Here is a 25,820-nt window from a genome sequence, read left to right as displayed (position 1 = left end):
TTTGTCTTCCTTGTCTTAGCGGCACAGTATGAAAGCTGGAAGCTGCCGTTGGCAATTGTGCTGATTGTTCCGATGTGTTTGTTAGCAGCAGCGACAGGTCTTCATGCCCGGAATATGCCTATCGATATTCTGGCGCAGATTGGCTTCGTCGTGCTCGTTGGGCTGGCTGCAAAGAATGCGATTCTTATCGTGGAATTCGCTAAACAGCGGGAAGACGTTGACCATGTACCGGCAGAGGAGGCGGCGGTGAGCGCAGCCAGAACTCGTCTCCGTCCGATTCTGATGACCTCGTTCGCCTTCATCCTTGGCGTTGCACCGCTTGCGGTGGCACAGGGAGCCGGGTCAGAGATGCGTCAATCACTCGGTACGGCTGTATTGTTCGGCATGCTTGGAGTGACTATCTTCGGGCTTCTATTCACACCGACGTTCTACACAATCGTCCGGAAATTCAGCAGGAGGAACGCATGAGCCGCTCCCATATCAGTATCGCTAGAGTAGGCCTGAGCACTCTTGTGTTGAGTCTGCTTCTCGAAGGATGCATGGTTGGTCCGAAGTACAAGGCGCCAACACCAGCGCTTGCGCCATTCCACAATAAGGTCGATACGCCCGCAGCGGGGAATGCTGCTGCGCCAGCGCTTGATCATTGGTGGACTGGCTTTAACGACCCGCTATTGGTAACCGTAGTTCAACGGGCTCTCGACCAGAATCTCGATCTTGAGGCCGCGTTGACGCGCGTAAACCAAGCGCGCGCCCAGGCCGCGGGTGAAGGCGCCAAACTCTACCCCACAGGAGAGTTTGACGCTTCGGCAGCCGCAGAGCGCCAAAGCCTTCAGGGAAACCTCGGTAGCATTGCTGGCAGCTACCCGACCTTTAGGCGTGACATCCACGAATACACCATCGGTCCATCAGCAAGTTGGGAACTTGATGTCGCTGGAGGATTACGCCATAACGCTGCAGCGGCTCGCGACGAGGTTGAAGCTGCGGAGGCGGATAGGATTGCAACGCGAGTGATGGTGGCTGCGGAGGCAGCAGACGCATATCTGCAAATCCGGGGCTATCAAGCTCGCTTAGCAGTCGCCAAGAATCAGATCGAGACGGATGAGCATCTGCTCAAGCTCGTAAAGAACCGGCTCGACGCTGGTGCTGGAACTGGTCGTGAAGTTGCAGAGGCTCAAGCGTTACTCGAACAAGCGCGCTCTACGATACCTCTACTCCGTTTGGCGCTCGAAAAGCAGTTGAATCGCCTCGATGTTCTCGAAGGAGTTCAACCAGGAACTTACTCTCAGGAACTCGAAGCCACCGCGCCGATTCCATCTATCCCCAATATCAGCAGTCCAGAGCCGACCGATGTACTGCGGCGGCGCCCGGACATCATCGCAGCTGAGCGGCACCTCGCGGCATCCAATGAGCGCATCGGGGTCGCAGTGTCTGAATACTATCCGAAGCTCTCGCTCACCGGGGTTCTCGGTCTCGACAGTTTGAACTCTGGGCATCTGTTCACGGAGGAAGCATTTCAGCCGGGTGCAATCGCTGGGTTGCGTTGGCGTCTTTTTGACTTCGGTCGAGTAGACGCCGAGGTCAAACAAGCGAAGGGCGCAAATGCGGAGGCCCTTGTTGGCTATCGCCGGGCAGTTCTGCACGCTGCCGAAGATGTTGAAGACGCTCTGGCAATGCTGACTCAGACCGAGGCCTATGGTGCAGAATTGCAGGCTCAAGTGCAATCACTCGTGAAAGCGCGTGACCTATCAGAGCAGGCGTACCGTGCCGGGTCAATCACACTCACAGACGTGCTCGATGCAGATCGGCAGCTCCTCACGGCACAAGATGAACTCGACGCCAACCGAGCAGATTCTGCACGCGCCGCGGTTGTAGTGTTTCGGAGCTTTGGCGGTGGATGGAGTGTTCCTAATTAACGTCACCTGACACGCGGCAGGTAATTCAGCGATGCCGCCTGCAGAAGTCCACAAGTTTGAGCCATCCGGTCGAAGAAAGAATGCGATGGCTCATTTTCTCACCCCTGACTGGCGTGTTAGCGAGCCAGTGAACAACCTCAAACGAGTCATTGGAGGAATCATGGCAAACATATCAGAAGTGAAGGATTCAACCTTCGAGGCGGAAGTTCTTCAGTCGCAGGAGCCAGTCCTGGTTGATTTCTGGGCGGGCTGGTGCGGACCATGTCGCGCAGTCGCGCCTGTTGTAGAAGAGGTGGCAACAAGCTACCATGGCAAGCTCAAAGTAATGAAGATGAACGTCGACGAAAATAACCAGACGCCGGCGCGCTATGGTATCCGCGGTATCCCTGCTCTTCTAGTCTTCAAGGACGGAAAGATTGCTGATCAAATCATTGGGTGCGTTCCAAAGGAACGAATCGATGAGAGTCTGAGCGGGATTCTCTAGCTTGATACGGGCTTGGGAAGCGGTAGAGGTTTATCGCTATCGCTTCCTTAACCGGTTATCGATCCAATCGGGCTACAGATCAAAAAGAGATGACGATGGTTCTGTATCAGCCTGAAAGTTGCTAAGGCCGACGCCTACTAAGCGATAGAGTTGGTCCGGACCAAGTTCAACTTTTTCGCGAAGACCCAATGCGATCTACGTAAGCTCTTCGCATGAGGAGATGCGCGAAGACAAGCTGAGGCTGCGAGTCATGGAGCGAAATTCTTTTGTCTTGAGTTTCAATACCACCGTTCGCGCTCCTCGGGCATTTTCACGAGATGCGACCCACACATTCTCTCCGAGACGGCGAATATGCGACTCACATTCAGATAGTGGAATATCGTCCTGAAATGTGTCTTCCGCAGATATCTGCTTATGAACTCGGTTGGGTACAACTGGATTGTGATCGATACCTCGTGCCAGCTCGTAAAGACGTATTCCCCAACGGCCAAATTCTGCTTCCAGTTCACGCACTTCCATCGAACAGATGTCGCCAACAGTTTTGATGCCGATTTCCGACATCCTCTTCTCCGTGACCTTACCCACGCCAGGGATACGGCCCACAGGCAATGGCAATAAAAAGCTCTGCACTTCGTGCGGTTGAATCACGAAGAGGCCATTGGGCTTCTTCCAATCGGAGGCGATCTTGGCCAAGAACTTATTAGGAGCAACTCCTGCAGAGGCGATCAAAGCAAGCTCTTCGCGAATTGTACTGCGTATCGCTTTTGCGACGAGCGTGGCCGTAGGAAGACCGGTTTTGTTGCTTGTTACGTCGAGATATGCCTCATCCAAGGAAAGTGGCTCGATCAGATCTGTATGTCTCTGGAAGATCTTCCGTATGGCCAGCGATACAGCTTTGTAGCGAGGAAAATCAGGTGGCACGAAGATGGCATCAGGACACAGACGCTCAGCCTGAACTGCAGCCATCGCCGAGCGCACGCCATAACGCCTGGCCTCATACGAAGCTGCGCACACGACAGAGCGCTTTCCTTTCCATGCAACTACAACGGGCTTGCCTTTGAGAGAGGGATCGTCACGTTGTTCAACCGACGCATAAAAGGCATCCATGTCGACATGTACGATTTTGCGAAATCCAATGGCTTCCAGACTGGGGGCGCTCGCGGGAACAGCGGGCGTGCTGGGCACAATCGTAGTCATAGACATTTCGCTACTCACCATAAACTTCGGTTCTCCGGCATTCGTCCTGGTGTTTTGCTCGGTCCCTTATGATGATTTCCGCTACAAGCATTCTCGCATATTCGCTATTTATTCGCCATGCGGATTTGAACCTATCTATAGTGACTCTGAGCATGCGGCGGCTGCGCGAACATCAAGTCTCATCAAAAGTTAAGGCAAAGAAAAGGCGAACAAGGTAGAATATCTCATGGACTTCCCCGCAGAACTGTCCTGGGCCCACCCGGTCACTGCCGAATGGTTCATTCGCCGCTTTGGTACTCCGACTGAACCACAGGTGCATGGCTGGCCGAGTATTCTTCTCGGTAAGCCAACTCTGATTTCTGCGCCAACTGGTTCAGGCAAGACACTCGCGGCATTCCTTGTTTGTATTGACCGTCTGCTGCGCCGAGCAATCGAGGGCTCGCTGGCATCGACGACTCAAGTCATCTACGTCTCGCCACTGAAGGCGCTTTCCAACGACATCCAGAAGAACCTCGCAGAGCCTCTGCAGGAGATCCAGCAGCTTGCACTAGAGAGAGGCTATCTATCGCAGGAGATTCGGACCGCCGTGCGCACCGGCGACACGCTTCAGAAGGAACGTGCAGCGATGCTGCGCAATCCTCCCCACATACTTGTCACTACTCCAGAATCGCTATACATCCTTCTAACCTCCAAGCGCAGCCGCGAGCATCTCGGCCATGTAGAGACGATCATCGTTGACGAGATCCACGCAGTCGCTGACGACAAGCGCGGCTCCCATCTAGCCCTAACTCTGGAACGCCTGGAAGCACTTGTTTGCGGCGAAAACAGGTTATCTCCAGGTGCCTTCATTTCTGGACTCATCTCCCCTCCGCAAAGGATCGGTCTCTCCGCAACCCAGAATCCCATAGAACTCGTCGCAGATTTCCTCACTGGCGTTGGCCCCGGACGAGATCGCGCATCCATCGTCCAGGTAGGGCAACGACGCACTATGGACGTGGCTATCGAGGTCCCGACAGTCGAACTCACCTCTGTCACATCGCAAGCCATGTGGGAAGAGATATTCGATAAGCTTGCGGCCTATACCGAAACTCATCGCTCCACCCTGGTTTTCGTGAACACACGGAAGCTGGTTGAAAGAATCTCTTTCGCGCTTGCAGAGCGGATCGGCGTGGAAAACGTCGCCGCACATCATGGTTCACTGTCACGCGCGCTGCGTCTTGACGCGGAGAGGCGTCTGAAACGTGGTGAGATCAAGATTCTGGTGGCCACAGCGTCGCTTGAGCTTGGAATCGATATTGGCAATGTTGACCTGGTTTGTCAGATCGCAAGCACGCGCTCCATTTCGGTCGCCATGCAACGAGTCGGACGCGCTGGGCACTGGCGTGGCGCCATACCGAAAGGAAGGCTTTTCGCAACAACACGGGACGACCTGATCGACCAAGCTGCGCTGGTACGCAAAATGCGGCGTGGAGAGTTAGATCAGCTCGAAATTCCACCGCAACCAATGGATGTTCTCATGCAGCAGATTGTCGCAGCTTGTGGAGCAGAACCGTGGGAAAAGATGTCGCTGTTTCATGTCCTACGACGTGCCTATCCGTATCGGGAACTCACTGCGGCTCAGTATGAAGAAGTAGTCGGAATTCTCTCTAACGGAATCCAGTCAAGCCGTGGACGATACGGCGTATACCTGATGCATGATGGTATTCACGAGGAACTTCATCCGCGTCGTGGCGCCCGGATGATTGCTATCTCCAATGGGGGCACGATCCCGGACACCGGGCTATTTAATGTGATCCTGCAGCCGGACGAGATCCAGATTGCCACTCTCGACGAACACTTCGCAGTCGACTCCAGTCCAGGAGATGTGATCCTTCTCGGAAACACCAGTTGGCGCGTGCAGAGGATCGATCCATCTGGAAAAGTGCATGTCGAAGACGCGCACGGAGCCCCTCCCAGTGTTCCATTCTGGACGGGAGAGGCGCCACAGCGTACCGACGTGCTCTCAGATGCAGTCAGCGAGTTACGAACGGACATCTCACAACGAACCTCTGCTCTCTCTCCAGAGTTTCTTTCGCCGGCTCATCCCGCAGTCTCATCGACAATCGCCTGGTTAATGGAGCAATGCGGAATCGGCGAATGGGCTGCTCAACAGCTAGTCACATATATTGTCGCGGGAAGAGCGGTGCTTGGCGCTGTTCCGACCAAATCGACCATTATTGCGGAGCGTTTCTTCGACGAGGGTGGAGGAATGCAGCTAGTTCTTCATGCTCCGTTCGGAGGACGGATCAATAAGGCATGGGGTCTTGCGCTTCGCAAACGCTTCTGCCGGGGCTTCAACTTTGAGCTTCAAGCGGCAGCGACCGATAACGGCATCAACATCTCTCTTGCCGAACAGCATAGCTTCCCGCTCTCCGATGTTTTCCAATTCCTCACAGAAGTCACGGTGACGTCGCTGCTCGAACAAGCCTCTCTTGCCGCCCCTGTATTTAAGACTCGCTGGCGCTGGGCTGCCGGGCGCAGCCTTCAACTTCTGCGGAACTCGAATGGGAAACGCATCGCTCCACAGGTTCAGCGCACACGTTCCGAAGACTTGCTGGCCAGTGTCTTTCCGCAAGCTGCTGCGTGTTTCGAGAACATCGAGGGAGATATTCAAATCCCCGATCATCCATTGGTACGCGAAGTGATGCAGGACGTCCTGCAGGAAGCAATGGATCTCAATGGCCTGCTCGAGGTACTGCGTAGCATTCAGAGCGGCGGTGTTCAATGCCTTGCTGTTGACACTCCTGTACCATCACAGTTTGCACACGAACTCATCAATGCAAATCCGTATGCATTTCTCGATGAGGCTGGACTCGAAGAACGCCGAGCCCGCGCGGTATCTCTCAAGACGAGCATTCCTCCCAGCGTTCTGGAACGTCCAGGCAAACTTGACGCCAAGGCGATTGCAGCAGTCCGGGCGCAATGCTGGCCTGACATTCGCGATCACCATGAACTGCATGACCTTCTGATGAGCGTGGTCGTACTACCACTCCCAATGCTCGACGAAGAGAAAACCGCACATTGGCCCGACTTCTATCAGCGCCTCGAAAACAGTGGGCGCGCGCAGACCATGGACTGTGGTGGGATTCCATGTTGGATTGCCGCGGAACGCACTCCTATGGCGAACGCACTATGGACGAAGGCTGCCGTGTCGAGCGAGATGCGGGAGCAGGCGCTTCACAAGTGCATTCAAGGATGGATTCAGATACTCGGTCCCGTGACTGCAACGCGGTTTGGGACACAATTCTCTCTTGAGCCGAAGATTGTTCTCCACGCCTTCATCGCTCTGGAGGTCCAGGGCCTCCTGATGCGCGGTAGCTTCGAGTATCCACCTGTGGAGGATGAGCTCCAGGTAGAGTGGTGCGAGCGTCGTATTCTTCAACGCATTCACAAGTTCACAATAGGAGCGCGCAGGAAGCAAATAGAGGCGGTTTCATCCTCCACTTTCATGCGGTGGTTGCTGCGCTGGCAACACCTCGCTCCACAGACTCAGCTTTCAGGAGAAGAAGGACTGCTCGAGGCGATTTCAAAGCTGGAGGGATTTGAAGCGCCGGCCGCTGAGTGGGAAAAAATGATTTTCCCATCGCGCGTTGCCAACTACGATCCGCGTTGGCTGGATCACCTGTGTTTGTCCGGTGTCGTAGGCTGGGGACGAGTATCCCCTCATCCCGCCTTCCACGAAGGTAACGGAAATGCACCACGTCGAATTACACCCACAGGCGCAGCTCCCATCACCTTCTATCTTCGCGACTCAGCAGCGTGGTTGGATTATGCCCTTCGCGAACACCGCGTTGACGATGAAAAACTCGCGCGTGCATTCACGCCGAATGCGTCGATTGTCTTCGACCTGATGAAGAAGAAGGGTGCCTGCTTTGCGGAAGAGATACAGCGATCTTGCGGTCTTATCCCGATTCAGGTTGAGCATGGCCTCTGGGAGCTTGCCGCAGCGGGCCTTGCTGCAGCGGACGGTTTCGATCAGCTAAGAGCCATGATTGATCCTGACCGCCGGACGTCGAATCAACCGTGGTATCGAAAGTCGCGGACAGCAGCTGGACGATGGTCGCTATTCCGCGCAGACGCTCCAGTTCCTGAGGATCATATCGAAGCAGCTCGTTTTGAGGATGCGGCGGTGGAATCGGCGGCAAGGATGTTGCTTTGTCGCTATGGTGTTGTCTTCCGTGATCTGCTCAGTCTGGAATCGAACCTACCGCGTTGGGGAGTTCTGCTGCGTATGCTGCGGCGCCTTGAAGATCGAGGAGAGATCCGAGGCGGGAGGTTTGTCCGCAATTTCAGCGGCGAGCAATTTGCGCTTCCCGAAGCGGTAGAAAGTTTGCAGGCAATCGCTCAGCAAAAAGCAGAATATGAGGTGAATCTGGCTGGAGCAGACCCGGTCAATCTCGTCGGAATCCTCATCCCAGGCGAGCGAGTTCCCGCTGCGATCGGACGCACAACGGTGCTTCGGACTGCCGGCTTTGACCAAACGGACGCAACGGTTGCGCAAAGGCTCCGCACTCGCAAACGCGTGGCAGTCGCGCCGATCCCACAGGCAGGAGCAAGGGCCGCAAATTCTTCAGGCATTCTCTTCTGATCGGACCGAGAAGCACCTAGGAAACATCTCTGGTGCGCTGCCGGAATGCTGTGACGTGTGCCCTGTTGCCGCAGACGGCCTTGCTGCACCAGCGCCTGCGACGGCTCTTGGTGCGGTCGTAAAACCAGATCGAGCAAATAGGGCTTCCGCAGCGGGATACCAAATTCAAACTCTCTTCACAGAGAAGTTCGGCGATGGATTCTGCAACGAGAGCGAGAAATGCCTTTGGTTCCGCTAAATCTTTTCTCGGGACGAGTTCCAGCCGAAGGTCCTTTGTTCTTTGCAGATATTGAGAGACTGCGCTTACGGCGAGGTATGAGTTAAGTCGATCGACATCCTTCTCATCCACAGTTTGAACGCCATGTTCTTTAACGCGTGCAAGTAAACCCCGAAACCACTCACGAAGATCGCGCGCTTCGGCGGCTAAATGATCCAACTGCCGCGAAGAGAGCGTTTCTGTTGCTCTCTTACGCTCATCGGGTGTAATCATTCCGACCTGTTCCAGCCAGAGCATGAACGCCGGGCCGTCTCCAATCCACTCATACCAAGTGCCGTGAGGTCCTGCGATGGAATTCAGAAAATCAAGAGCCAGATGATCGCCAACCCTAAGGGCTGGCAACGATGCGGGCGCTTTTTCTGCCAAAATTTCCATCCGTTGAGTGTAATCCTCAAAATACCGTTTGACAACTTACATAGCATTCATGTAATCCTTAAAAAGTAATTTTATTGATTACATGAATTCGGCCTGCGTGCGTGACATTCCCTGAGCTGTCGCGACCGTGGTCGTCCAGATCCAGGGTTGAACAGTCCCGAGCCGGACTCTCACATCGAAAGGAAAAATCAATGTCGAAAACGATTCTCATTACTGGTGCATCGAGCGGTTTTGGCCGCTCCACTGCCGAAAAGCTCGCCCGCGCTGGCCACACAGTGTTTGCTGGATTCAGAAGCGTCTCGGGAGCAAGAAAACAGGTCGCTGACGAATTCAAGAGCCAGAACATCGAAGTTGTCGAGCTCGACGTTACCAGCGACAGGAGCGTCAATCTGGCGGTCACGCATTTGCTTGAAAAGTCCAATGGCGTGCTTGACGTGGTGATCAATAATGCCGGAATCGCCTCAGCAGGAGTTTCGGAGACGTTCACCCCCGAGCAGACGCGCGATCTGTTCGAGGTGAATGTGTTCGGCATTCAACGAGTTCTTCGCGCAACGCTGCCTACCCTGCGGGCTCGCCGTTCCGGCCTCGTCATCAACGTTGGCTCGATTCTTGGCAGGGTCACTCTTCCGTTCTTCGGCCTCTATGGTGCATCCAAGCAGGCGGTGGAAGCGATGAGCGACAGCTATCGCTATGAGCTGTCCCAATTGGGTGTTGATGTTGTGCTTGTGCAGCCGAGCGCCTATCCGACAAACATGTATGCCGCCGCGCAGCAGCCTGCGGATGGCGAGCGTGCTGGACTCTACGGCCAGGTCGCTGAAATCCCTGGCAACATTCTGAAGGCGTTCGTCAGCATCTTCGAGGAGAAGAAGCCCAATCCGCAGGATGTTGCGGATGCAATCGAGAAGTTGCTCGCAACTCCCGCCGGCCAGAGGCCGAACCGCGTGGTAGTTGGTCTGCCTTTCGGATCGGATGCCGCGAACGAAGCGATTGCTCCCATTCAACGCGGCGTTATCGAAGGCCTTGGACTAGCATCCTTGGAAAAGCTGAACATTCTGTAGCCTGCGATGGGCTGGAGCGGTCATTTCCCTAGATCGTATCCAGCCCAGCCATGCAAGCAATCACGGCTGATGGCGCGCCTCTCAATCAAAAGTCGGTTCAAGTTTCATTGAATGTATTGCACTTACCTTCATAAATTGTCATAAGATGAGGGCATACCTATGACCTCCCTCAACATTTCGCTTCCCGATTCCCTAAAGGCCTATGTAGAAGAGCGAGTAGCCTCAAGCGACTTCAGCACGCCGAGCGAGTTCATCCGCAATCTGATCCGCCAAGACAAAGAGCAGCGACGGTCGCTTTTGGAATCCGAGCTTCTGAAGGCGTTGGAGACAAAGCGAATTGTGGTAGCTCCAGAGGAACTCCAAGGCGACAGTCTGGTCTCTGTCCTGCGAAAGAAGCAGGCACACCTGTAGGCCTGCGCTGAGCGGCATTCATGCGGCAGACTCAGTTAGGGGTCTCTCAAATGGAATCACGAGCAAGTTCGTGACGTTGCAGGCCCCCGCAACGATCAAATCAACAATTTCTGATTTGATCGTTGCTCCGGTAAATTCCCATAAAATCCCAATAATCGCTTCCGCGAAGGGCGTTTCTCGGGACTAATGATTCGACGTCGGATCAAACCCATGCTTAATGAGTACATCGGCCTGTCGTCGCCAATTCAGGAACAAAGCGAAGGATCAGCGGGCTCCTGCAATCACGGCATAACCTTTCGAGACGTGGCAGATTTATTCGGCAGAGGCGTTTCATGCACCCGGACGGTCAGTTCGTGAGTGAGCGATAGATCAGATTGGTCCGCCGGGCAGACGATTCGAAATGGGCTCAACGCCCGAAGCGTCGCAATACACAACTCAAAGGTCTGCCTCGCAATCTCGATACTTAGCTCATCGTCAATTCGCGCGGTTTTAGGATGGGCAAGGCAGTTCCGAATACTTCTCAAGCGATCAAATTCAGGTTCGTTCAAAGGCGAAGCATCAATGGCAGACAGCACAAATATCAGACGACGCTTCAAACCTGTCGGAATCCCAGTAAATGTTTTTCCTGCACTGCTCCAGTCATCTATGGCATCATCAAGTCCGTCTTCAAGCGCGATCCAGCTCAACATGATGGATGATCGGAATAATCTGCGCAAACGAACCGATGTTTTGGCAGTCATGGGTAGGCCCTTCGCCTCCATCAAAAGCGCAAATGCATCGTCAAGTGTGCAATAACCCTTGAAGAACCCCACGTTTAAAAACCATCCTTCCATTCTGGATCATTCAGAGTCTGTCAATTCGCTCCACCCGTCACTCTTGTGCCGTGATTAGGGGACTGAGCACACATCTCTAGCGTAGGCTCCCGAGTAACATCTCACGCTACCTACGATGATCATTGATGTTAACTCCAGGAAGCTGTATCGGAACTGATCCACGGTCTAGCAAATGAGTCGCCCAGCTAAAATAGGGTGGAAGACGGGGGGGCAATTGAGTCAAGAATATGCCAAGATGCTGGAAATCGAGTTCGCTGATAAGTTTATTGCCTATATAGACGTACTGGGCTTCAAAAGCATGGTGGAAGCAGCCGAAGGGAAAAGCGACAGTCTGCTTTTAGAAGTCATTGCAGTTCTGAGAGCCAGTGGTTCTGTGCAAGCTCGACTACGCTTTGAACAAGATGGACCCACGGTTTGCCCAATGAGCAAGTGCATTCAACGCAATCTCAATTTTAGAGCCACGCAAATTTCGGACTGCGTAATTGTGTCGAGCGAAGTGTCTCCTGCTGGCATAATCAATCTTCTGCATCATTGCTGGCAGCTCGTTTTTTCATTAATGCAGAAAGGCGTAATGTGTAGGGGCTACATCACTCGAGGCATGATATCTCACTCTGATACTCAGTTTTATGGGACTGGCTATCAGAGAGCCTATGCGAGCGAGAGCAATGTCGCTGTATTCACACGAAATGCTGATGAGCGCGGTACTCCCTTTGTTGAGATCGATTCAGCAGTGTCCATCTACATTGACCAGTGTGACAAGTGTGTTCAAGAGATATTCCGTCGTTTTGTGAAAAGAGATCGAGACCTTGTGGCGCTTTTTCCATTCCAAGCCTTGCAGCATTCATTCATCATTGGAGATATGTTCGGACACAAATTTGATATTGAGAAAGAGCGGCAATCGAACCGGAACGTCCGCCAATGGATAACCGATATGAAGGCGCGCATATTGGCATTAGTTGATAAGTCGAATCCGAGCGCAATAAGTAAATCTGAGCATTACATTCAAGCCTTGGATGATCAACTTGCGGTATGCGAAAGCACAGAAGCGTTCTTGGTTTCCATGAGGTGAAGGCAGACGTAACACCAACGTGCGGAGAAAGACCAACGCCTCTCTGTGGCGTAGGTGAATCAGAACTATCAGCTCGGATTAGTACCGAACAACGCGCTCTGCTTCGGCAAAACGGTGGCCAGATCCGCAGGATCTCGGTTTATGCGAAATCGCCGAGTCGCAAACTGACACGCTGCTGGGCAGTCCCTCACTCGGTGGGCGGTAAGCCCTGTTGGCGCCAGTCGAAACTCTGTCCGACTTTGTTACAGCCGAAGCAGTGTTCCGTCCAAGCTACCGAGTAATCCAATTGTCTTCCGAGTCAAAGTTTTCAGAACGAGGATATCCGCACGCATTCCAAACCAGATCGAAGATAGGCCTGAGGATTTTTCCAACCGGCATTGAGAGATCTTCTACCAAGACCTCGGGGAGGACAACTGAGTTCTGCGCAATCGGGTAGGACATACCCCAATCCAGGGCGTCGGTACCCATAGAAATGCCACGAGTCTTAGTAAGGGTAAGCCCGAAAAGGACCGGGGCAGTCACGCCAATTTGCTGCAATATGCGTATGCACTGAGGCAGAAATTGAAAGATATAACTTTCGAAGGCGCGGCTCGGGATCACGGTCCACTCTTTGTACTGTTTTGCTACGATCTCTCCGCTGACCGCTTCGATAATCCCAGAACGATACAGTTGAGTGTACGCGGCACATGGAGAGCCATGTTTGTATGACATCAAGCCGTCCAGATTCAATCGTCGTTCCCAGACCGTTGAACCTATTACCGGCAGAGATCGGGGATCGTCATAAAGCGGAAGTACATCGAAAACTGGTTGACTGGCGAAGGATTCGACTGGAATGCAGTGCAAAACGGCTTTGGGCGTGTCTGTGAATGGGATCGGAGTGTCATTGTTCATTAGCGCGATGACTCGATCGGTCCTGAAGGCTCGTATGCGTTCGTTTACAGTCCTCGACAGATTGAAGGCGGTTCGAAGTTCTGTCACGTCGAGCGAATACTTGCCAGCGGAATTCCGCCCGTAAAACTTGTCGTGGCTCTTGAAGACAACCCGATGAGGTCCAAGCCAGCTCCGTTGCATACGAAGGATGACTGCGGCATTCCCATCGTTCAGAGGGATTGCTCTCAGTTCATACTTGATTCGTGGACTAATGCCCGACGCGAGAATACTATCAAGCCGCCTCAACTCAGCATCCACATCAGCAGTCTCTATGCCAACTATCTTTGTCGGAAGCCCCTTTTCCTCTTCAATTCCGAAAATCAAATCCCCGCCTGCTGTGTTCGCAAAGGAAGAAACATCTGCTAAAAACTCCCTTTTGCCTTCGTCATTACCCCTTGGCAGTTCGCGTTTGTAATCCAGGCTGCGGCTTTCACTCACCCCGTTGGCGATGAGAGCCAAGAGATCGTTCTCCGTAATGTCAAATAAGCCTATGCTGATCATTGGATGTCTCGATCATACTGCTCTCGGCTCGATATGCGGTAAATCGCCAATGCACTCATTGAGCCGGGTCTGCTTCGAATCGTGGAGCGGGATTACTTCCGCTATGCCGACTTATGAGGACCAATCGACTCCCTATGAGTCGAGCAGCGATCTTTATTCATCCATCATTGATGAATTGGCCAGTCCCACACGAGACAGCCCGTTGAAGGGAACGCATGTTTGACGTGTCACAAATTGTGTCTCTTTCTCCTCCTCATAGGTCATCACTATCAGGTGGAGAATTCCGGTATTCAAATTTCTTTCTACGTGGTTTCTGACCGCGATTGCATCATCGACGGAACGACAAATGACCAGCACGTCTACATCGTTATAATCGGCTTTTCTCAAGAAACAGGATCCGAATCCGTACCATGTCAGTCCATGGATTTCCGTTGAGACTTTTCTCGCAATCTCAAGAACAGCTTGAATGTCGCCATCACGGTTCATTATCGGTTCAACCAACCGAGGAATTGCCCCCAATAAAGAATCTGAATGTTAAGATGCTTGGCTACTTGGTCCGCGGGCTTTGTCGGTTTCCCGTTTGGATTATTCATCAAAATCACGTCGAAGTTTCCGTATCTGAGCTTCGCTGCTCTCACAAGCTCTGCGGTAAGCTCGTAGTCATTTAATACAACAACGCGGATCGCCGGGAGACCAATACGTTCCACTCTGTACGAACGCTCATCATCTCTAATAAATTCAGAAACTCGAGAATGTTGTCTCAATCCTCCCTCGACGAAGTCGAGTTCCTTCCCGGGGTAAATTCGAACGTCTTTGATGTGCTTGTCAATCGCTGAAGTAATCGCAGACATACCGCCAAACGCGATACCGGCATCGAGACAAAGACGCACCGCACCTTCTGACCATTTTGCCTGGCTCGGCACATTTACAACGATGTCGATATCTGTGTAAGCCTCGAAGAGTGATTGAATGTCGTCCGCTTCAACGACGTTTTTCGATATTACTGCGGCTTTGAAAGTTGGTGTCGCTATACGTTTAACAACCAACAGGTGTCGACCCTTGATATCGACCTCATCGACATCTACTAAGTCCTTGATCTTATCTGCAACCCACGTAGTTGATGAAATTGCGCTGAAAGACATTCTTCAGTTCTCCATCATTTCTGCCATCTCAGGCGGAAAACGCAACTGACCAGCGCTCGCCTCACTCGTCAGGTGCCTCGCCTCCAAATCAAAAATGTGCTGTCGGAAATGCTCAAGCACTTGCAGTTCATCGGCGGTAGCCAGGGAGCGGTTCTTATCCAACGACGCAAGAATTCTGCGATTATTTGGAATGATCCTACTCTTTACCTTCGATTGCCAAGCGGCGGCAAGCTCAGCTTCAGGGTTGTCGCGATAAGGAAGGTCTGGCCCGCACGTTTTGAAGATAAACGAATTTTCGGCTAGCAAAGGCTCGATAAAATTGCGAACCTCAGCACGCGATGAGAAAGCACGAGCACCGAAAATATACTCAAGCCGAAGCTGGTGATCTCGCTTCCATTTTTTGATCAGATTGTCTGGATAATCCGCGGAGGCCTTATCCACAGTCGTATGGCAATTGGAGCAAAGGAGAATTAGATTTCCGTATGCTCCACGTTCGGTAGCAGACAACTTCTCATTCGTCCTAGGACCGCCATCTATCGCAGCGAAGATGTGAGCTATCTCTGCCACATGAATCACGGTCGATCCCGTATCTTCAAACAGGTTGCGGTTACAGTCCGGCTTTTGACAAAAACCACCCGAATCCGCGAATAGGCGTAGTTTTGTGTTGGCATCAGGTGTTGCTTTTCCACGCTCGCAAGCCACACTGAAGGTCCTCCAAAGCTTTCATTGTAAAGAATATCTCTGCAGAAGTTGTACTTCTCGCTCTGGCACATGAGCTACTTTGTGGGCACAGCAATCATCCTCCGGGATGATTTGTGCCGCATTGAGAACAGTTAGCTGGTGAGGCACAATGCCTTGCTGCCTGCTCAACTGGCCAGATAGCTCAGGGTGTCCTAGACCAGTAATTTTAGGCCAATGCACCCGTCGAACAATATCTGAGCCGATCCAGAACATTGATCCTGATAAACGCCCTTCCCGCCAGTAGTGACTCTGGATTGGCGCAAAATCGCCGAGGCGCGTTTCCAGTCGCCGGAAATCCTGGAAACGTGCTTTGGCCTGTTCTCATCAGGTGAGATTCAAATCAAAAGCGCGGTAAGCCTTCATCCGACATGACCTTAGACGGCAGTGCCATGCTAGAGCCCCACCTGCTTGATGGCGAAGATAAGGCGAATATAACAGGATGGTATATGGCTCATTTGCCGAACGTCGTCATTTTTCGTTTAGGACCAGCATCAGGGACGGACAGATGGCAATTCAGTGACTTAGCTGCTGTTCTTTCAAAGGGATGGGGCAATCTCGGTGCTAAAATTCGCTATAATGTTTGCACCTTCTTTGAGGCAATCCAAAACGTGGCTTCGAACGTTGAGCTGTATGCAAGTACATTGACTTCGCTCACTGGAAACGCGTTCCAGGCGGAGGTGTGTGCACGTCTCCAAAGTGTCGTATTGGGTTTCCAAAATATCCCCGCCAAACCGTTCGGCGACGCGGGCCTTGACGGTTTCTCTCACGGAGGGCGACAGGGTTATTGTTGTTACGGTCCGGAGCTCAAGGGATACCGTCAGAATCGCAGCATCGAGAAGGCAATCATCGACAAGTTCAAAGAAGACCTTCAGAAGATCTTTGAGTTGCAGTTTCAGAAGAAGGTTTTGACGCCTTGCCTCAATGCGGAAATGAGTACGGTCCTTCCCACAGGGCAGAAGCTTATTCATATCGACCTCATTGTGAACTGGTTTGAAAGCCATCGTGTGATCAACCCGATCCATACCGCGTTTGCTGAGTACAAAGCGCTCAGCGCGATGAGCTATGTCGACGCGAATGCAACGGTCGCTATTCTCGGCCCCAACGAGCTCGCAAATCGCTGGTCCGTCGATGAGATGACCTTGGTTCGTGCGCAGCAAAAGAACTTCTACCAATCCGTACAAGAAGCGGCAAAGACGGTTGTCATCGAGAATCCGAAGACGTTCGACGAGAAGATGGCGCTTCTTCGTGAGATGCGCCCCGATCAACTTAAAGCCATTTCGAGCCTCGTTGACCAATACCTCACAAAGTGGCGGACGGCGCTCGCCTTCGATATCCGGCTGAACGAGACAATGCCGGGTCTGCATCAGGCACTGGAGACTAGCCGGAGCCGAATCGTCACAAGGATCGCTGCACTGATGATCGGGTCATCGAAACCGGAAGCCGAACTCGGGAGAGCACAGGAGATCGCGAACGAGATCCTTTCGATCGAGTTCGGTTCGCTGTATGGGGCAATGCTCGATGACATCGCCGCAGGCGAGGTTGCACGCCTTATCGGCGAGTGTTCGATAGGTTGGGGCCGTCCAGGAGGCGCGAATGCCAACTGAATCGCAGATTCTGTCCGAACTCCTCGGAGGTACGAACGCAAGGCCCTACGCGAATCCTCAGCGTAGCGCGCCGTCGTCCGTTTACGACCTGCAATATCGCACCTTCGTGATCGCAGCCTGTCTGCATACCATTGGCCGTCTAGAAGGAGACTTTCGAAAGATTGCGTCGAACAAGCTGCGCCTCTTTCAGTTTGTGGCAATGAGACCCTGGCTCGTAGGCATGGTCGAGAACTGGAGCGCCACGCGGAAAGATGTGCAACAGTCTCTCCAATCATCGCAGTCGTTGCGGCGTGGCTTTCTCAGCGACGGAATGCATGACGGCATTATTGATTACCTCGTTGCGGCTGGATTGCTCTACAAGCAAAAGGGACAGATTGCAGAAAACCTACAAGAGGGTGGACTGGACAGCATCTTCGATGAGGCCGTGAAGGCTGGACTCTTCACGACCGAGCAGGAGACGATTCGGTCGCTCAGTGAGATTGTCATTACCAACGATATGCTGGAGGGCTGGTGATTACTCTCGAAGAAATCAAAGTTGCCGGCACATCGGAGCTCGGGGAGTTCTCAGGAGCTTTGCTTTTCAAAACTGGTCTTCAAGTGATCTCTGCCGATAACGCTTTTGGCAAATCCTTGAGCGTTACCGCGATAGCTTGGTGCCTTGGTGCGGAGGCCGTGTTCGGTCTTCCAGACAATGACCCTGCGTGCTTTCCTCTCGCCGTTCGCGACGAGATCGACTTAGGCGATAAGCCGTCTGTTCCCGTGATTGGCTCTACATGCTCCATCACGTTGAAACATAGGGATGGACGACGGCTCGGACTTACGCGCGCAATCAAAGGCGACTGCACGCGGATCGTCGCAGAGGAAATCTCGCAGACAGGTGAAGTGCGAAAGAGTGAGTTCTCGGCACGCTACCAGACGATGGTGGATGAAGCCGGCGGTTTCCAGAATTTCTTCTTCCGATGGATAGGTTGGCCCCATCAGAAGACCGTCACCTTCAGAGGAGCCGAAGCTGAAATCTACGCTGAAAATCTCCTGCCGCTCTTCTATATCGACCAGGATGAAGGTTGGACTGACATCCAGTCGCTTCAAGTGACCCGGTATGGTCAGCAACAAATCGGTGAGTTCGCAGTCGAGTACCTGCTTGGCGGCCTCGATGCAACGAGAGCTCGATTCGACCAGTTGAGATCGGCTCAGATAACCAGCGGCCTCAAAGAGAAGGCCCGGATTGTCGCTGAGCGTATTGTGAATGGATTGATATCTCACGGATGGCGCATCGAGCTCACGGCGAATGGTTCGATCAATGACTTGATAACCCGTTGGGGAGCCTTCGATCTGAAGGCAGTGCTGCTGCAACAATTTGACGTGGACATTGCTAAAGACTTGGCCCGATTACGGGAACGTGTGGATGCTCTACGTCGCGTCTTGACGCAAGCTCCTATCGATGTCGAAGATGTCTCCGCTCCGATCTCGGCGTCTCAGCGGGTAATCGAATTGAAACGCCGCCGTCATCAGCTCAATGATGACAGTGCGACGTCTCGTGCGCAGATTGAGCAAACTGAGATTCTTCTTGAGAGCCTTGAAAGCCGTTTGGGTGCGGCCGAAAATCTATTCCGATTGAAGACCCTCGGCATTGGCCGCATCGATCACATCGAATGCCCCACATGTCACCGCGAGCTTGATCCTGCTACGTTTGCGCTGAGTTCCCAATCGACGGAATCCGTGGAGAATCACATTGAGGCCCTTCGCCGGGATCGGGATCTGTTGTCCAGAAACCTTGCTTCCATGCGCGTCACCTTAGCGACTATCTATTCAGAGTTACAGGAGGTGAGCATGGAGTTTCGTGAGGCGGAAAGAGCCCTCATGAACGTCACGGACGCCGTGGGTACAGTTCGAGAGAAACTTGCACAGACTGCTGCGGAACTGGCCTCCGCTGAGCGAGCTATCGATAGGACGCTTGAAACTGAGAAGAACATCGGATTTTGGCAATCTGAATTGGACAGTTGGGTGAATGAGGCGAAGGCCGCAACGATCCGCGCAGGGGTCTCCGCAGATTTTGGATCAAGAAAGGCAGCTTTTACCGAGGCTCTCCGGAACTACCTGGTTGCCTTTGGACACAGTGCCGTCTCGCTGGACAATCGTAACTCCGTGTCTCTCAATGAGCAGTACACGCCAATGCTGAACCAGAAGCGCCTGCGCTCGCTTGGCTCCGCAAGCGATCAATCCCGACTCATTGCGGCTTACACTCTCGCATTGGCCAGCGCCTCGCACGACGTGCTGGGACTTCATCCAGGCGTGGTGGTGCTCGATGAGCCGCTGCAACAAAATCCCGATCCGAAGCACCGCGAACGCTTCTTGTCCTTTCTGAGCAAAGAGCTAGCCAAAAAGGCTCCTTTTCAGAGCCTCATTTTCACGAGTCTGCGGCAGGGAGAGATCAGTCAATTGCGTCGCGGTGGTGTTTCTGTTTTAACTCCAGAGGGAACGAAATTCCTGCAACTCGCGCCACCAACGCCTATCACCAACGCTGAGCCGTCAACTCAACCGAAGAAATGAACTGGGAGATTTGGTGACAGACGGAATGTTCTTAATACGTTTCGGAACGGCTTCGACTGCCCTATTACATTCCATTTGTCCCGGTTTTCCCAAATGTGGCTATCGATGAGCGCCTTTAGCGCGAGCAATCCCGAAGTCGCTTTGTCAATGAGTACCAAATCGCCGAGTCTCGCATCGAGAGCGGATTGGTATCGATATGTATGGTCCGCCGCGCGACTGCAAGGGTTAGTTTGGGCGAGAAGACAAGTCTGCGGCAATGTATTCGGCCTTTGATGGAGCCGCTGCTCCTGGCCAGGATGAGTTCCGCTGCGTGCCTGTCCTTACAAGTCGGTCGGTCGTTTAGGACCATTATCGGTATCAGGTTGCGGGCACGCTGTTGTGACTGTTCTTTCGTCCTTACTGTTCCATTGCAGACCTTTGTGGGGAAAGTCGTCGTCGTAAGAGCGGGAAAGTGGGAGCGCGAAGCGCTTCCAAGCCGCAGGCGTCTTTTCCGCTCTATCTCATGCGGCGGCCACGATTACTCCAGGCCGATAGTCTTCTCCGCTGGACAGCACAGCCCATGCGACACGCGCGAGCTTGTTGGCCATAGCGACCACCAGCACGTTGCGTGGCGCTCTGGCTTCGAGCGCATTCATCCATGCTCCGATCGGGAAGCGATCTCGTTTTATACGCATCGCAGCAGCGCGGGCTCCGTGGATCAGTACCTTGCGTAAGTAGATGTCGCCTCGCTTGCTGATGCCGAGCAGCTTAGCCTTGCCCCCGGTGGAGTACTGTCGCGGAACAAGGCCGAGCCAAGCGGCAAAGTCTCGTCCCTTGCGAAATGCAGCGCCGTTGCCGATGGCGGCAACGATAGCGGTTGCCACGATGGGGTCGATGCCTGGGATCTGCCGGATGCGGCAGCAACGCGCGTCGCTATCAGCGATCTGTTCGAGCCTGTCGGTCAGGTCGTCGATCTGCTCTTCGACGGTCTTCCACTCGTCCCACAGCATGCCGATCAGGTTACGCATCATCGGCGTCAGCGCGTTGTCTCCGTTCTCGAGAACATCGGCCATCGCAGCCTTCAGCTTCGCCGGCTTCTGTGCAAAGACCATGCCGCGTTCCAGCAGAAAGGCACGTATCTGGTTGATGACTGCTGTGCGCCGGGAGACAAGCCGATCACGAATCCGGTGCATCGCCTGGAGGTCGAGTTGGTCGTCCGTCTTGATCGGAACGAAACGCATGTTCTTGCGCTCGACGGCTTCGGCGATAGCCTCCGCATCCACGAAGTCGTTCTTGTTGGACTTCACAAAAGGCTTCACGAACTGAGCCGCGATCAATCTCACATCGTGGCCTTGCTGCTTCAGGGCTCGACCGAGAAAGTGCGCACCAGCACAGGCTTCGAGACCGATCAGTGAGGTCTGCATGTTCGCCGTGAACACCAGCAACTGCTTCTGTGTGAACTTCTTTTTCACCAGCACCTTGCCCGATGCTCCCAACGCAACAAGGTGAAACGTCGTCTTGCCCAGGTCGATGCCTACCGAACGAATCTGCATGCCGATGATCCTCCTCTGAAAACCGCTGCTTATATCCTCCGCCTCAGCGGAAGGTTACAGCGGCGGACCATCTCATTAGTCGGCTTATAGGAACTAATTAACCATGGAAGCAAGACGGGCTGATCCAACGCTGCGATCAACTTGCGATAACAGGACAAGTCGTTCACAGAGTAGCTCGCATCAGTTCTGCCCCGAAATTGCCTTCTGGATATAAGAATCCAGTGCAGAGGCGCGAAATCTCCAGAGTTTGCCGAATTTGAGACCGGGAATTTCGCCAGAGCGCGCCCTGCGCTTCACCGTCTCTGGATGCACCTTCAGCAACTTTGCCACTTCTTCACTATCAAGCCACGGTTCAAAATTGTGCCCATTCGTATTCTTTTCCTCGCGCATTGGCGTATCCTCTCCATGGATTTTGATTTTCTTTTGAGCTCTTTTCGGAGGTCCTCAAAAGGTCCAATACGGGTAAAATCCCGTTTGGAATGTGGTTCTGGAAGCGGTCCGTGCCACGCAGTTTCAGTAAGTTAGATCTGGAAGTCGTGATTAGCAGGAAGCGAGCAAACACTTCACAAGGAACATTTCGCCTTTAGATTCTGTAGATTGGAAGTCTCAAGTTCCTGCTCAAGAGTCCTCTGAAGGTCCAATAAGAGCGATCCAGGTCAGGGGAATCGAGCGCCTACTCAACGTGACCATCGATAGCGCGGTAGTGCTGAAGCCAGTTCACGAGCGTACCCCACCCCTGACCAAGCGCCGTAAGAACCGACGACATAAATACTGTTCTTCGCGCGAGACACTGCGACGTTGAGAATATTCGGAGTACCTGCAGCCCAACTTCGTGCGCCGTTCTGTGCGGCTTTCGGCGCGCCGAGAAGGAGGATGACACTGTCTGCCTCACGTCCTTGGAAGGTGTGAATCGTCCCGATGCGGTTCATTGTCCATTCTTGTTCCCAAGACTGTAAAGTTGTCAGCAATGAATGGTCGGTCTCTAGCAGACGTCGCATTTCCTGAGCAACGATCCGAAATGGAGTGATAACAAAGACATCGGGGTTAAGAACCCCCGCACTTCCAATCTTCTTTAAGAGTGATAGGGCCACCCTCCCTTCGTCTGGACACCATTTTGAATCCGCATCCCCATCGATGTCGAACCACTGCGATGCTCCCAATACCATTCCGATGTCCCCAGTATTCGACGCGCCTGTAGCATGGACCATCTGCCCGTCATATGCGATGCGATTGGATATCCCGAACATTGGCTCTTGGCATCTGCGATGCACAAGGAGTGGAACCCCAACTTTTCTTGGTCCCAGGTCTGAGCGGAATGCCGCCTGAAACTTCGATGCACGATCCGCTAAGGTCTGAGTTGAAGCCTCCGGAGCACTCCAGACGGGCTTATCCATCTTGAAGAAGCTACATATCTCCGCACCGAGCCGTTCAGGCAATGTGACGACAGGAGGAATCTGCAATGGATCGCCGACAACGATCGAACGTTTGGCACGCATAATGGCGCCTACAGAAGCCTGTGGCAGTGCCTGTCCTGCTTCGTCGATAAGTAGCCAACCGATGCTTCCAGCAGGTAGATTGCCAAGCATGCGATCAACAGATGCAAATGTTGTTGAGATAACCGGGATAACAAGAAATAGAGTGGACCACAGATCCCCCAAAAGGTTTCGTTGCCCTTCATCTTGTAGAGGCCCAGAAGAGAAAACACTCATGAGGACGCTTAGATTGTGGAGCATCTTCTGAGCAGATACATCGATAAATGCCCGGTGAACGGCCAGGGCCGCTGCAAGGATTTCTTCCCTTTTGCGATGTAGGCTGTCTGGCACCCACGGCGAAGTGCTGTTCCAGATTTCGTGGCCCTTTTGGAAAAGAACCTCGTCCACGAGGCGATCTCCCAAAACACTTCGGTGGGAGTCTACGGATCGTTCAAGCTCGGCTACTTGCTTTCGCGATAAAGCTAAGCTCTTCTCTTTGCCTCGAATCTCTTCCTTCGACTTCTCTAAAGCAGATACAGCTTCCTGATGCGACTTCTCTGAAACCGCAAGTTGTTCTTTCGATGTATTTGCCGCCGCAACATACGGTGCATTAGCTGCGGCCCAGGTGTTCCACTGTTTCGATCGGAGGAGTCGTGCCAGCATGCCGGGGCGTACATTTCTATGCTGATCCTTTGCAAGGATGTGCTGGCGATGCTCGCGCGAGACATTTTCAAGATCGGTATACAGATTTGCTACGGTCGCCTCTAGAGCCCTCTGCTCGGCAGTCAATTCTGCCAAGGCGCTTTCCTCCACTTCCAGATTGAGACGAGCCTTCGATAATCGCAGGCAAACGTTTCTCACCTCCTCCAAACTCTTCAGCTCAGCTTCTATCGTGCTGTTTAGATCCAGAAGGTGTGTTCTCGCTTTTTTCCAATTGCTTCGCGCAATCTCCGGCGATGGTGGGTTTTCTGCTAGGACTACACCAGGTTGTCTCCGTTCGATGACTTTCCCCGTATCGGGGTCTTTAGTCTCGATGAGCACAGAGTCTCCTTTGGCGGCCTTCAGATAGATTCGAAAACCATATTCTTCGTGCCACCAAAACGTTTGTTGGAAAGCGGCACGATTTTTGGCGTTCCCTAGCACTGCGGCAATCAAGCCCCAGGTTTCAAGTGGCTCATGAGTAATCCGCTCCTCGTCGTCCTCTGCCCTCCCACGCTGGCCATAGATCAGGTCGCTCACTGATTTGAAATACTTCAGATCGTTTATTGACCGTCCGATCGCCTTCTCTGCCGGCAGCTCTTTGCTTATGTTCTCGACAGCTTTATTGTTGCTGGAGGCGACCAAGATCTCATGACCTTTGAGGTTTGGATCAAGCTTATAAAGATTGAAGAATGCCTTTTCCCCAAGAGAGACGCGCTCACCGGAAGCAGTGAATGCTTTTTCGGGGTCCTCGAACGAAGCCATCGCCAAAGCCCGGTCAAGCACACATGCGGCAACAATATCCCGCAGCAGAGTTGTCTTTCCTGTCCCGGGTGGTCCATTCACAGCCAAAATGCCTTCGCTGCGACCCAACTCCGCGCGGGCCACATTGACTGCGGCCTGTTGCAACATCACCAACGGATGACCACCAGGTGCGGGCCACTTCGCATAAGGCATCATGGCAGGGGTGATCACGTTCTCCAATGCCATGCGGTCAGCAAGGAGATCAATGACCTTTGTCGGTCGATCAATACCGAGATAGCTCCGCAACCCAGCAGGCAGAGCATTCTGTTCCAAGAGCTTCGAGGCACGGGTGAGATCACGGAGGAAAAAAGAATTCAGCAGAGACACTTCAGGTGGATTCTTCGCTTTGTAGTAGTGATAAATGCGGAGAGCAAATGACGGCGGTTCGATCAGCTGCACCGGTAAGTCGCATTGCGCGACAAGCCAACGATATGCTCGGTCAAGCGTCAGAAAATCGAGTGGAAGTGGGGTCCCGTCGGGATCGAAGCGTCGGACAATCGCATCGAGCTTCTCTAACAGTTTTGACTCAATATTCGGCCATGCACCCAAACTATCGAGTCTTTTCTTTAGTGCAAGGGGCAGTGCCCAGGCGAAGCTTGAGACAGCGATCCCATTCTCTTCTAAAACAATGCCATTCCTATCTACCAGGATTGCGGCTAACGCAGCTTTTTCCGCAACTGGGCGTCGTTCCATCTCTTCGTCACTACCAAACGTTCTAATTAGTTCTGCGGTTGCGGGTGCCATCGACACCGAACCGAGAATAACTTGATAGTAGAGTTGGCGATTAGGGCGCGAGCGTTCACCTAAATTCCATGGCAGGTGTCCTTCTGAGAGACGAGTAATGCATCCTCGATCGCCGGATACCAGATCCTCCGGACGGCGGTATGTTTGTGGTGACAGCGCTTCCAGCGCAATCCATGTCCCAACAATTCCTACTGGCTCATTGCGCTCTTTGGGAAGCCGGATCGAAGGTATCTTTCCGAGGCCTTCCAAAGCAGGTATTCCGATATCGTTTAGAGCGTGGCCATTTGGTGGGGCTGATCGACCTGCCTGCAGTTGAGATGCTTGAAGGATCGTTTTTACAACTGGCGAGAGAACCTCTTGTCCCTCCAATGCCTCCCGTACCCGTACAAGCAATTTTGCAGCCCGTGCGGTCGTTCGGCATCGAAGTTCCTCCTCCAGCGAGCGAAGCACATTGATATCAAGTCCAGGTAGCGCGAATAAGCCTTCGAGTTGCTCGATCGATTTATTGAAATACGGACGAATCGGTTCGCTCTGCATTTGGCTCCTGTTCCAACGTCACAAAACAAATATCCACTTCTAGGATTCGTTAGTTCCTCTCCGCTAGCTTTCGGCTAGATCTCCGATTCCTCATGCTTAATTTACCTGACCATCGAGGTCTCGCCCCCCATCATGGGGTTAGTTTAACTTCCGCCGTCATCAGGTGCTTATCAATGAGCGCTTTGGCTTGTTACCATCGAGCGAAAATCGGTGATACAAATCTACCTAACCTTGAAACTTTGATTTCCAGATCTCAGCCGGATTCGGCAGAAATCTGTCGCCTGTAAATCGAGGATTTTGGCTTGGTACCCTGCGTTTGC

General features: G+C 53.0%; 20 protein-coding genes. 10 read left to right on the top strand and 10 right to left on the bottom strand.

The window, feature by feature from the left end; all coding sequences use genetic code 11:
- From AC5S3R_RS07150 to trxA, 3 genes are all read left to right on the top strand, one after another.
- Window positions 1-468, top strand: a 468-nt coding sequence (locus tag AC5S3R_RS07150) for an efflux RND transporter permease subunit (protein WP_494266330.1), incomplete at its 5' end; no start/stop codon positions are given.
- Complete coding sequence (locus tag AC5S3R_RS07145) at window positions 465-1,913, top strand: efflux transporter outer membrane subunit (RefSeq protein WP_494266329.1); 1,449 nt, start codon at window positions 465-467, stop codon at window positions 1,911-1,913. The genes AC5S3R_RS07150 and AC5S3R_RS07145, both read left to right, overlap by 4 nt.
- Before the next feature lie 160 nt (window positions 1,914-2,073).
- Window positions 2,074-2,397 (top strand): thioredoxin, encoded by a 324-nt coding sequence (gene trxA / locus AC5S3R_RS07140; protein WP_494266332.1) that lies wholly within the window; start codon window positions 2,074-2,076, stop codon window positions 2,395-2,397.
- Window positions 2,398-2,592: 195 nt separating this feature from the next.
- On the opposite strand, the gene dinB is transcribed toward trxA, so the two are convergent.
- Window positions 2,593-3,594: a DNA polymerase IV gene (gene dinB / locus AC5S3R_RS07135; RefSeq protein WP_494266328.1), complete on the bottom strand. Its 1,002-nt coding sequence runs from the start codon at window positions 3,592-3,594 to the stop codon at window positions 2,593-2,595.
- Between the two features lie 226 nt (window positions 3,595-3,820).
- Between dinB and AC5S3R_RS07130 the strand changes: the two genes are divergently transcribed.
- Window positions 3,821-8,221: a DEAD/DEAH box helicase gene (locus tag AC5S3R_RS07130; protein ID WP_494266327.1), complete on the top strand. Its 4,401-nt coding sequence runs from the start codon at window positions 3,821-3,823 to the stop codon at window positions 8,219-8,221.
- Between the two features lie 16 nt (window positions 8,222-8,237).
- Here AC5S3R_RS07130 and AC5S3R_RS07125 read toward each other — a convergent pair whose 3' ends face one another.
- Complete coding sequence (locus AC5S3R_RS07125) at window positions 8,238-8,873, bottom strand: CGNR zinc finger domain-containing protein (RefSeq protein ID WP_494266326.1); 636 nt, start codon at window positions 8,871-8,873, stop codon at window positions 8,238-8,240.
- Between the two features lie 191 nt (window positions 8,874-9,064).
- On the opposite strand from AC5S3R_RS07125, the gene AC5S3R_RS07120 reads away from it, so the two are divergent.
- Both AC5S3R_RS07120 and AC5S3R_RS07115 read left to right on the top strand, forming a co-directional pair.
- Complete coding sequence (locus AC5S3R_RS07120) at window positions 9,065-9,931, top strand: SDR family oxidoreductase (protein WP_494266325.1); 867 nt, start codon at window positions 9,065-9,067, stop codon at window positions 9,929-9,931.
- 159 nt (window positions 9,932-10,090) lie between these two features.
- Entirely contained in the window at window positions 10,091-10,342 is a 252-nt protein-coding gene (locus AC5S3R_RS07115; protein ID WP_494266324.1) for a ribbon-helix-helix domain-containing protein, read from the top strand.
- 281 nt (window positions 10,343-10,623) lie between these two features.
- On the opposite strand, the gene AC5S3R_RS07110 is transcribed toward AC5S3R_RS07115, so the two are convergent.
- Complete coding sequence (locus AC5S3R_RS07110) at window positions 10,624-11,175, bottom strand: hypothetical protein (protein WP_494266323.1); 552 nt, start codon at window positions 11,173-11,175, stop codon at window positions 10,624-10,626.
- Between the two features lie 214 nt (window positions 11,176-11,389).
- Between AC5S3R_RS07110 and AC5S3R_RS07105 the strand changes: the two genes are divergently transcribed.
- Window positions 11,390-12,244, top strand: a complete 855-nt coding sequence (locus AC5S3R_RS07105) for a hypothetical protein (protein ID WP_494266322.1) — start codon at window positions 11,390-11,392, stop codon at window positions 12,242-12,244.
- Window positions 12,245-12,514: 270 nt separating this feature from the next.
- Here the strand turns inward: AC5S3R_RS07105 and AC5S3R_RS07100 are convergent, their stop codons facing one another.
- From AC5S3R_RS07100 to AC5S3R_RS07085, 4 genes are all read right to left on the bottom strand, one after another.
- On the bottom strand, window positions 12,515-13,675 hold the full coding sequence (locus AC5S3R_RS07100) for an AlbA family DNA-binding domain-containing protein (RefSeq protein ID WP_494266321.1): 1,161 nt from the start codon (window positions 13,673-13,675) through the stop codon (window positions 12,515-12,517).
- A 153-nt stretch (window positions 13,676-13,828) separates the two neighbouring features.
- Window positions 13,829-14,161 carry a hypothetical protein gene (locus tag AC5S3R_RS07095; protein WP_494266320.1) on the bottom strand — a complete coding sequence of 111 codons (333 nt, stop codon included), beginning with the start codon at window positions 14,159-14,161 and terminating at the stop codon, window positions 13,829-13,831.
- A complete protein-coding gene (locus tag AC5S3R_RS07090; RefSeq protein ID WP_494266319.1) occupies window positions 14,161-14,817 on the bottom strand; it encodes a hypothetical protein in 657 nt (218 codons plus the stop codon). The genes AC5S3R_RS07095 and AC5S3R_RS07090 overlap by 1 nt, the downstream gene beginning before the upstream one ends.
- A 3-nt stretch (window positions 14,818-14,820) precedes the next feature.
- Window positions 14,821-15,519: a hypothetical protein gene (locus tag AC5S3R_RS07085; protein ID WP_494266318.1), complete on the bottom strand. Its 699-nt coding sequence runs from the start codon at window positions 15,517-15,519 to the stop codon at window positions 14,821-14,823.
- A gap of 407 nt (window positions 15,520-15,926) precedes the next feature.
- Between AC5S3R_RS07085 and AC5S3R_RS07080 the strand changes: the two genes are divergently transcribed.
- From AC5S3R_RS07080 to AC5S3R_RS07070, 3 genes are read left to right on the top strand one after another with little or no spacing between them, the layout of a single operon-like run.
- On the top strand, window positions 15,927-17,162 hold the full coding sequence (locus AC5S3R_RS07080; RefSeq protein ID WP_494266317.1) for a hypothetical protein: 1,236 nt from the start codon (window positions 15,927-15,929) through the stop codon (window positions 17,160-17,162).
- The gene (locus AC5S3R_RS07075; RefSeq protein WP_494266316.1) at window positions 17,152-17,676 is read left to right on the top strand and encodes a hypothetical protein; all 525 of its coding nucleotides are present in this window, start codon (window positions 17,152-17,154) and stop codon (window positions 17,674-17,676) included. The genes AC5S3R_RS07080 and AC5S3R_RS07075 overlap by 11 nt, the downstream gene beginning before the upstream one ends.
- On the top strand, window positions 17,673-19,712 hold the full coding sequence (locus tag AC5S3R_RS07070) for an ATP-binding protein (protein ID WP_494266315.1): 2,040 nt from the start codon (window positions 17,673-17,675) through the stop codon (window positions 19,710-19,712). The genes AC5S3R_RS07075 and AC5S3R_RS07070 overlap by 4 nt, the downstream gene beginning before the upstream one ends.
- 500 nt (window positions 19,713-20,212) lie before the next feature.
- On the opposite strand, the gene AC5S3R_RS07065 is transcribed toward AC5S3R_RS07070, so the two are convergent.
- The 3 genes from AC5S3R_RS07065 to AC5S3R_RS07055 all read right to left on the bottom strand — a co-directional run bounded on the left by AC5S3R_RS07065 (window position 20,213) and on the right by AC5S3R_RS07055 (window position 25,500).
- Window positions 20,213-21,244, bottom strand: coding sequence for an IS110 family RNA-guided transposase (locus AC5S3R_RS07065; RefSeq protein WP_494266314.1), 1,032 nt, complete (start codon window positions 21,242-21,244; stop codon window positions 20,213-20,215).
- A gap of 180 nt (window positions 21,245-21,424) precedes the next feature.
- Entirely contained in the window at window positions 21,425-21,634 is a 210-nt protein-coding gene (locus AC5S3R_RS07060) for a helix-turn-helix domain-containing protein (RefSeq protein ID WP_494266313.1), read from the bottom strand.
- A 287-nt stretch (window positions 21,635-21,921) separates the two neighbouring features.
- Window positions 21,922-25,500, bottom strand: coding sequence for a DEAD/DEAH box helicase (locus tag AC5S3R_RS07055; protein WP_494266312.1), 3,579 nt, complete (start codon window positions 25,498-25,500; stop codon window positions 21,922-21,924).
- Window positions 25,501-25,820: the final 320 nt, after the last annotated feature.

Source organism: Occallatibacter sp. FHG110214_02 (genome assembly GCF_059115385.1).
This window is presented reverse-complemented; position numbering and strand designations above follow the sequence as displayed.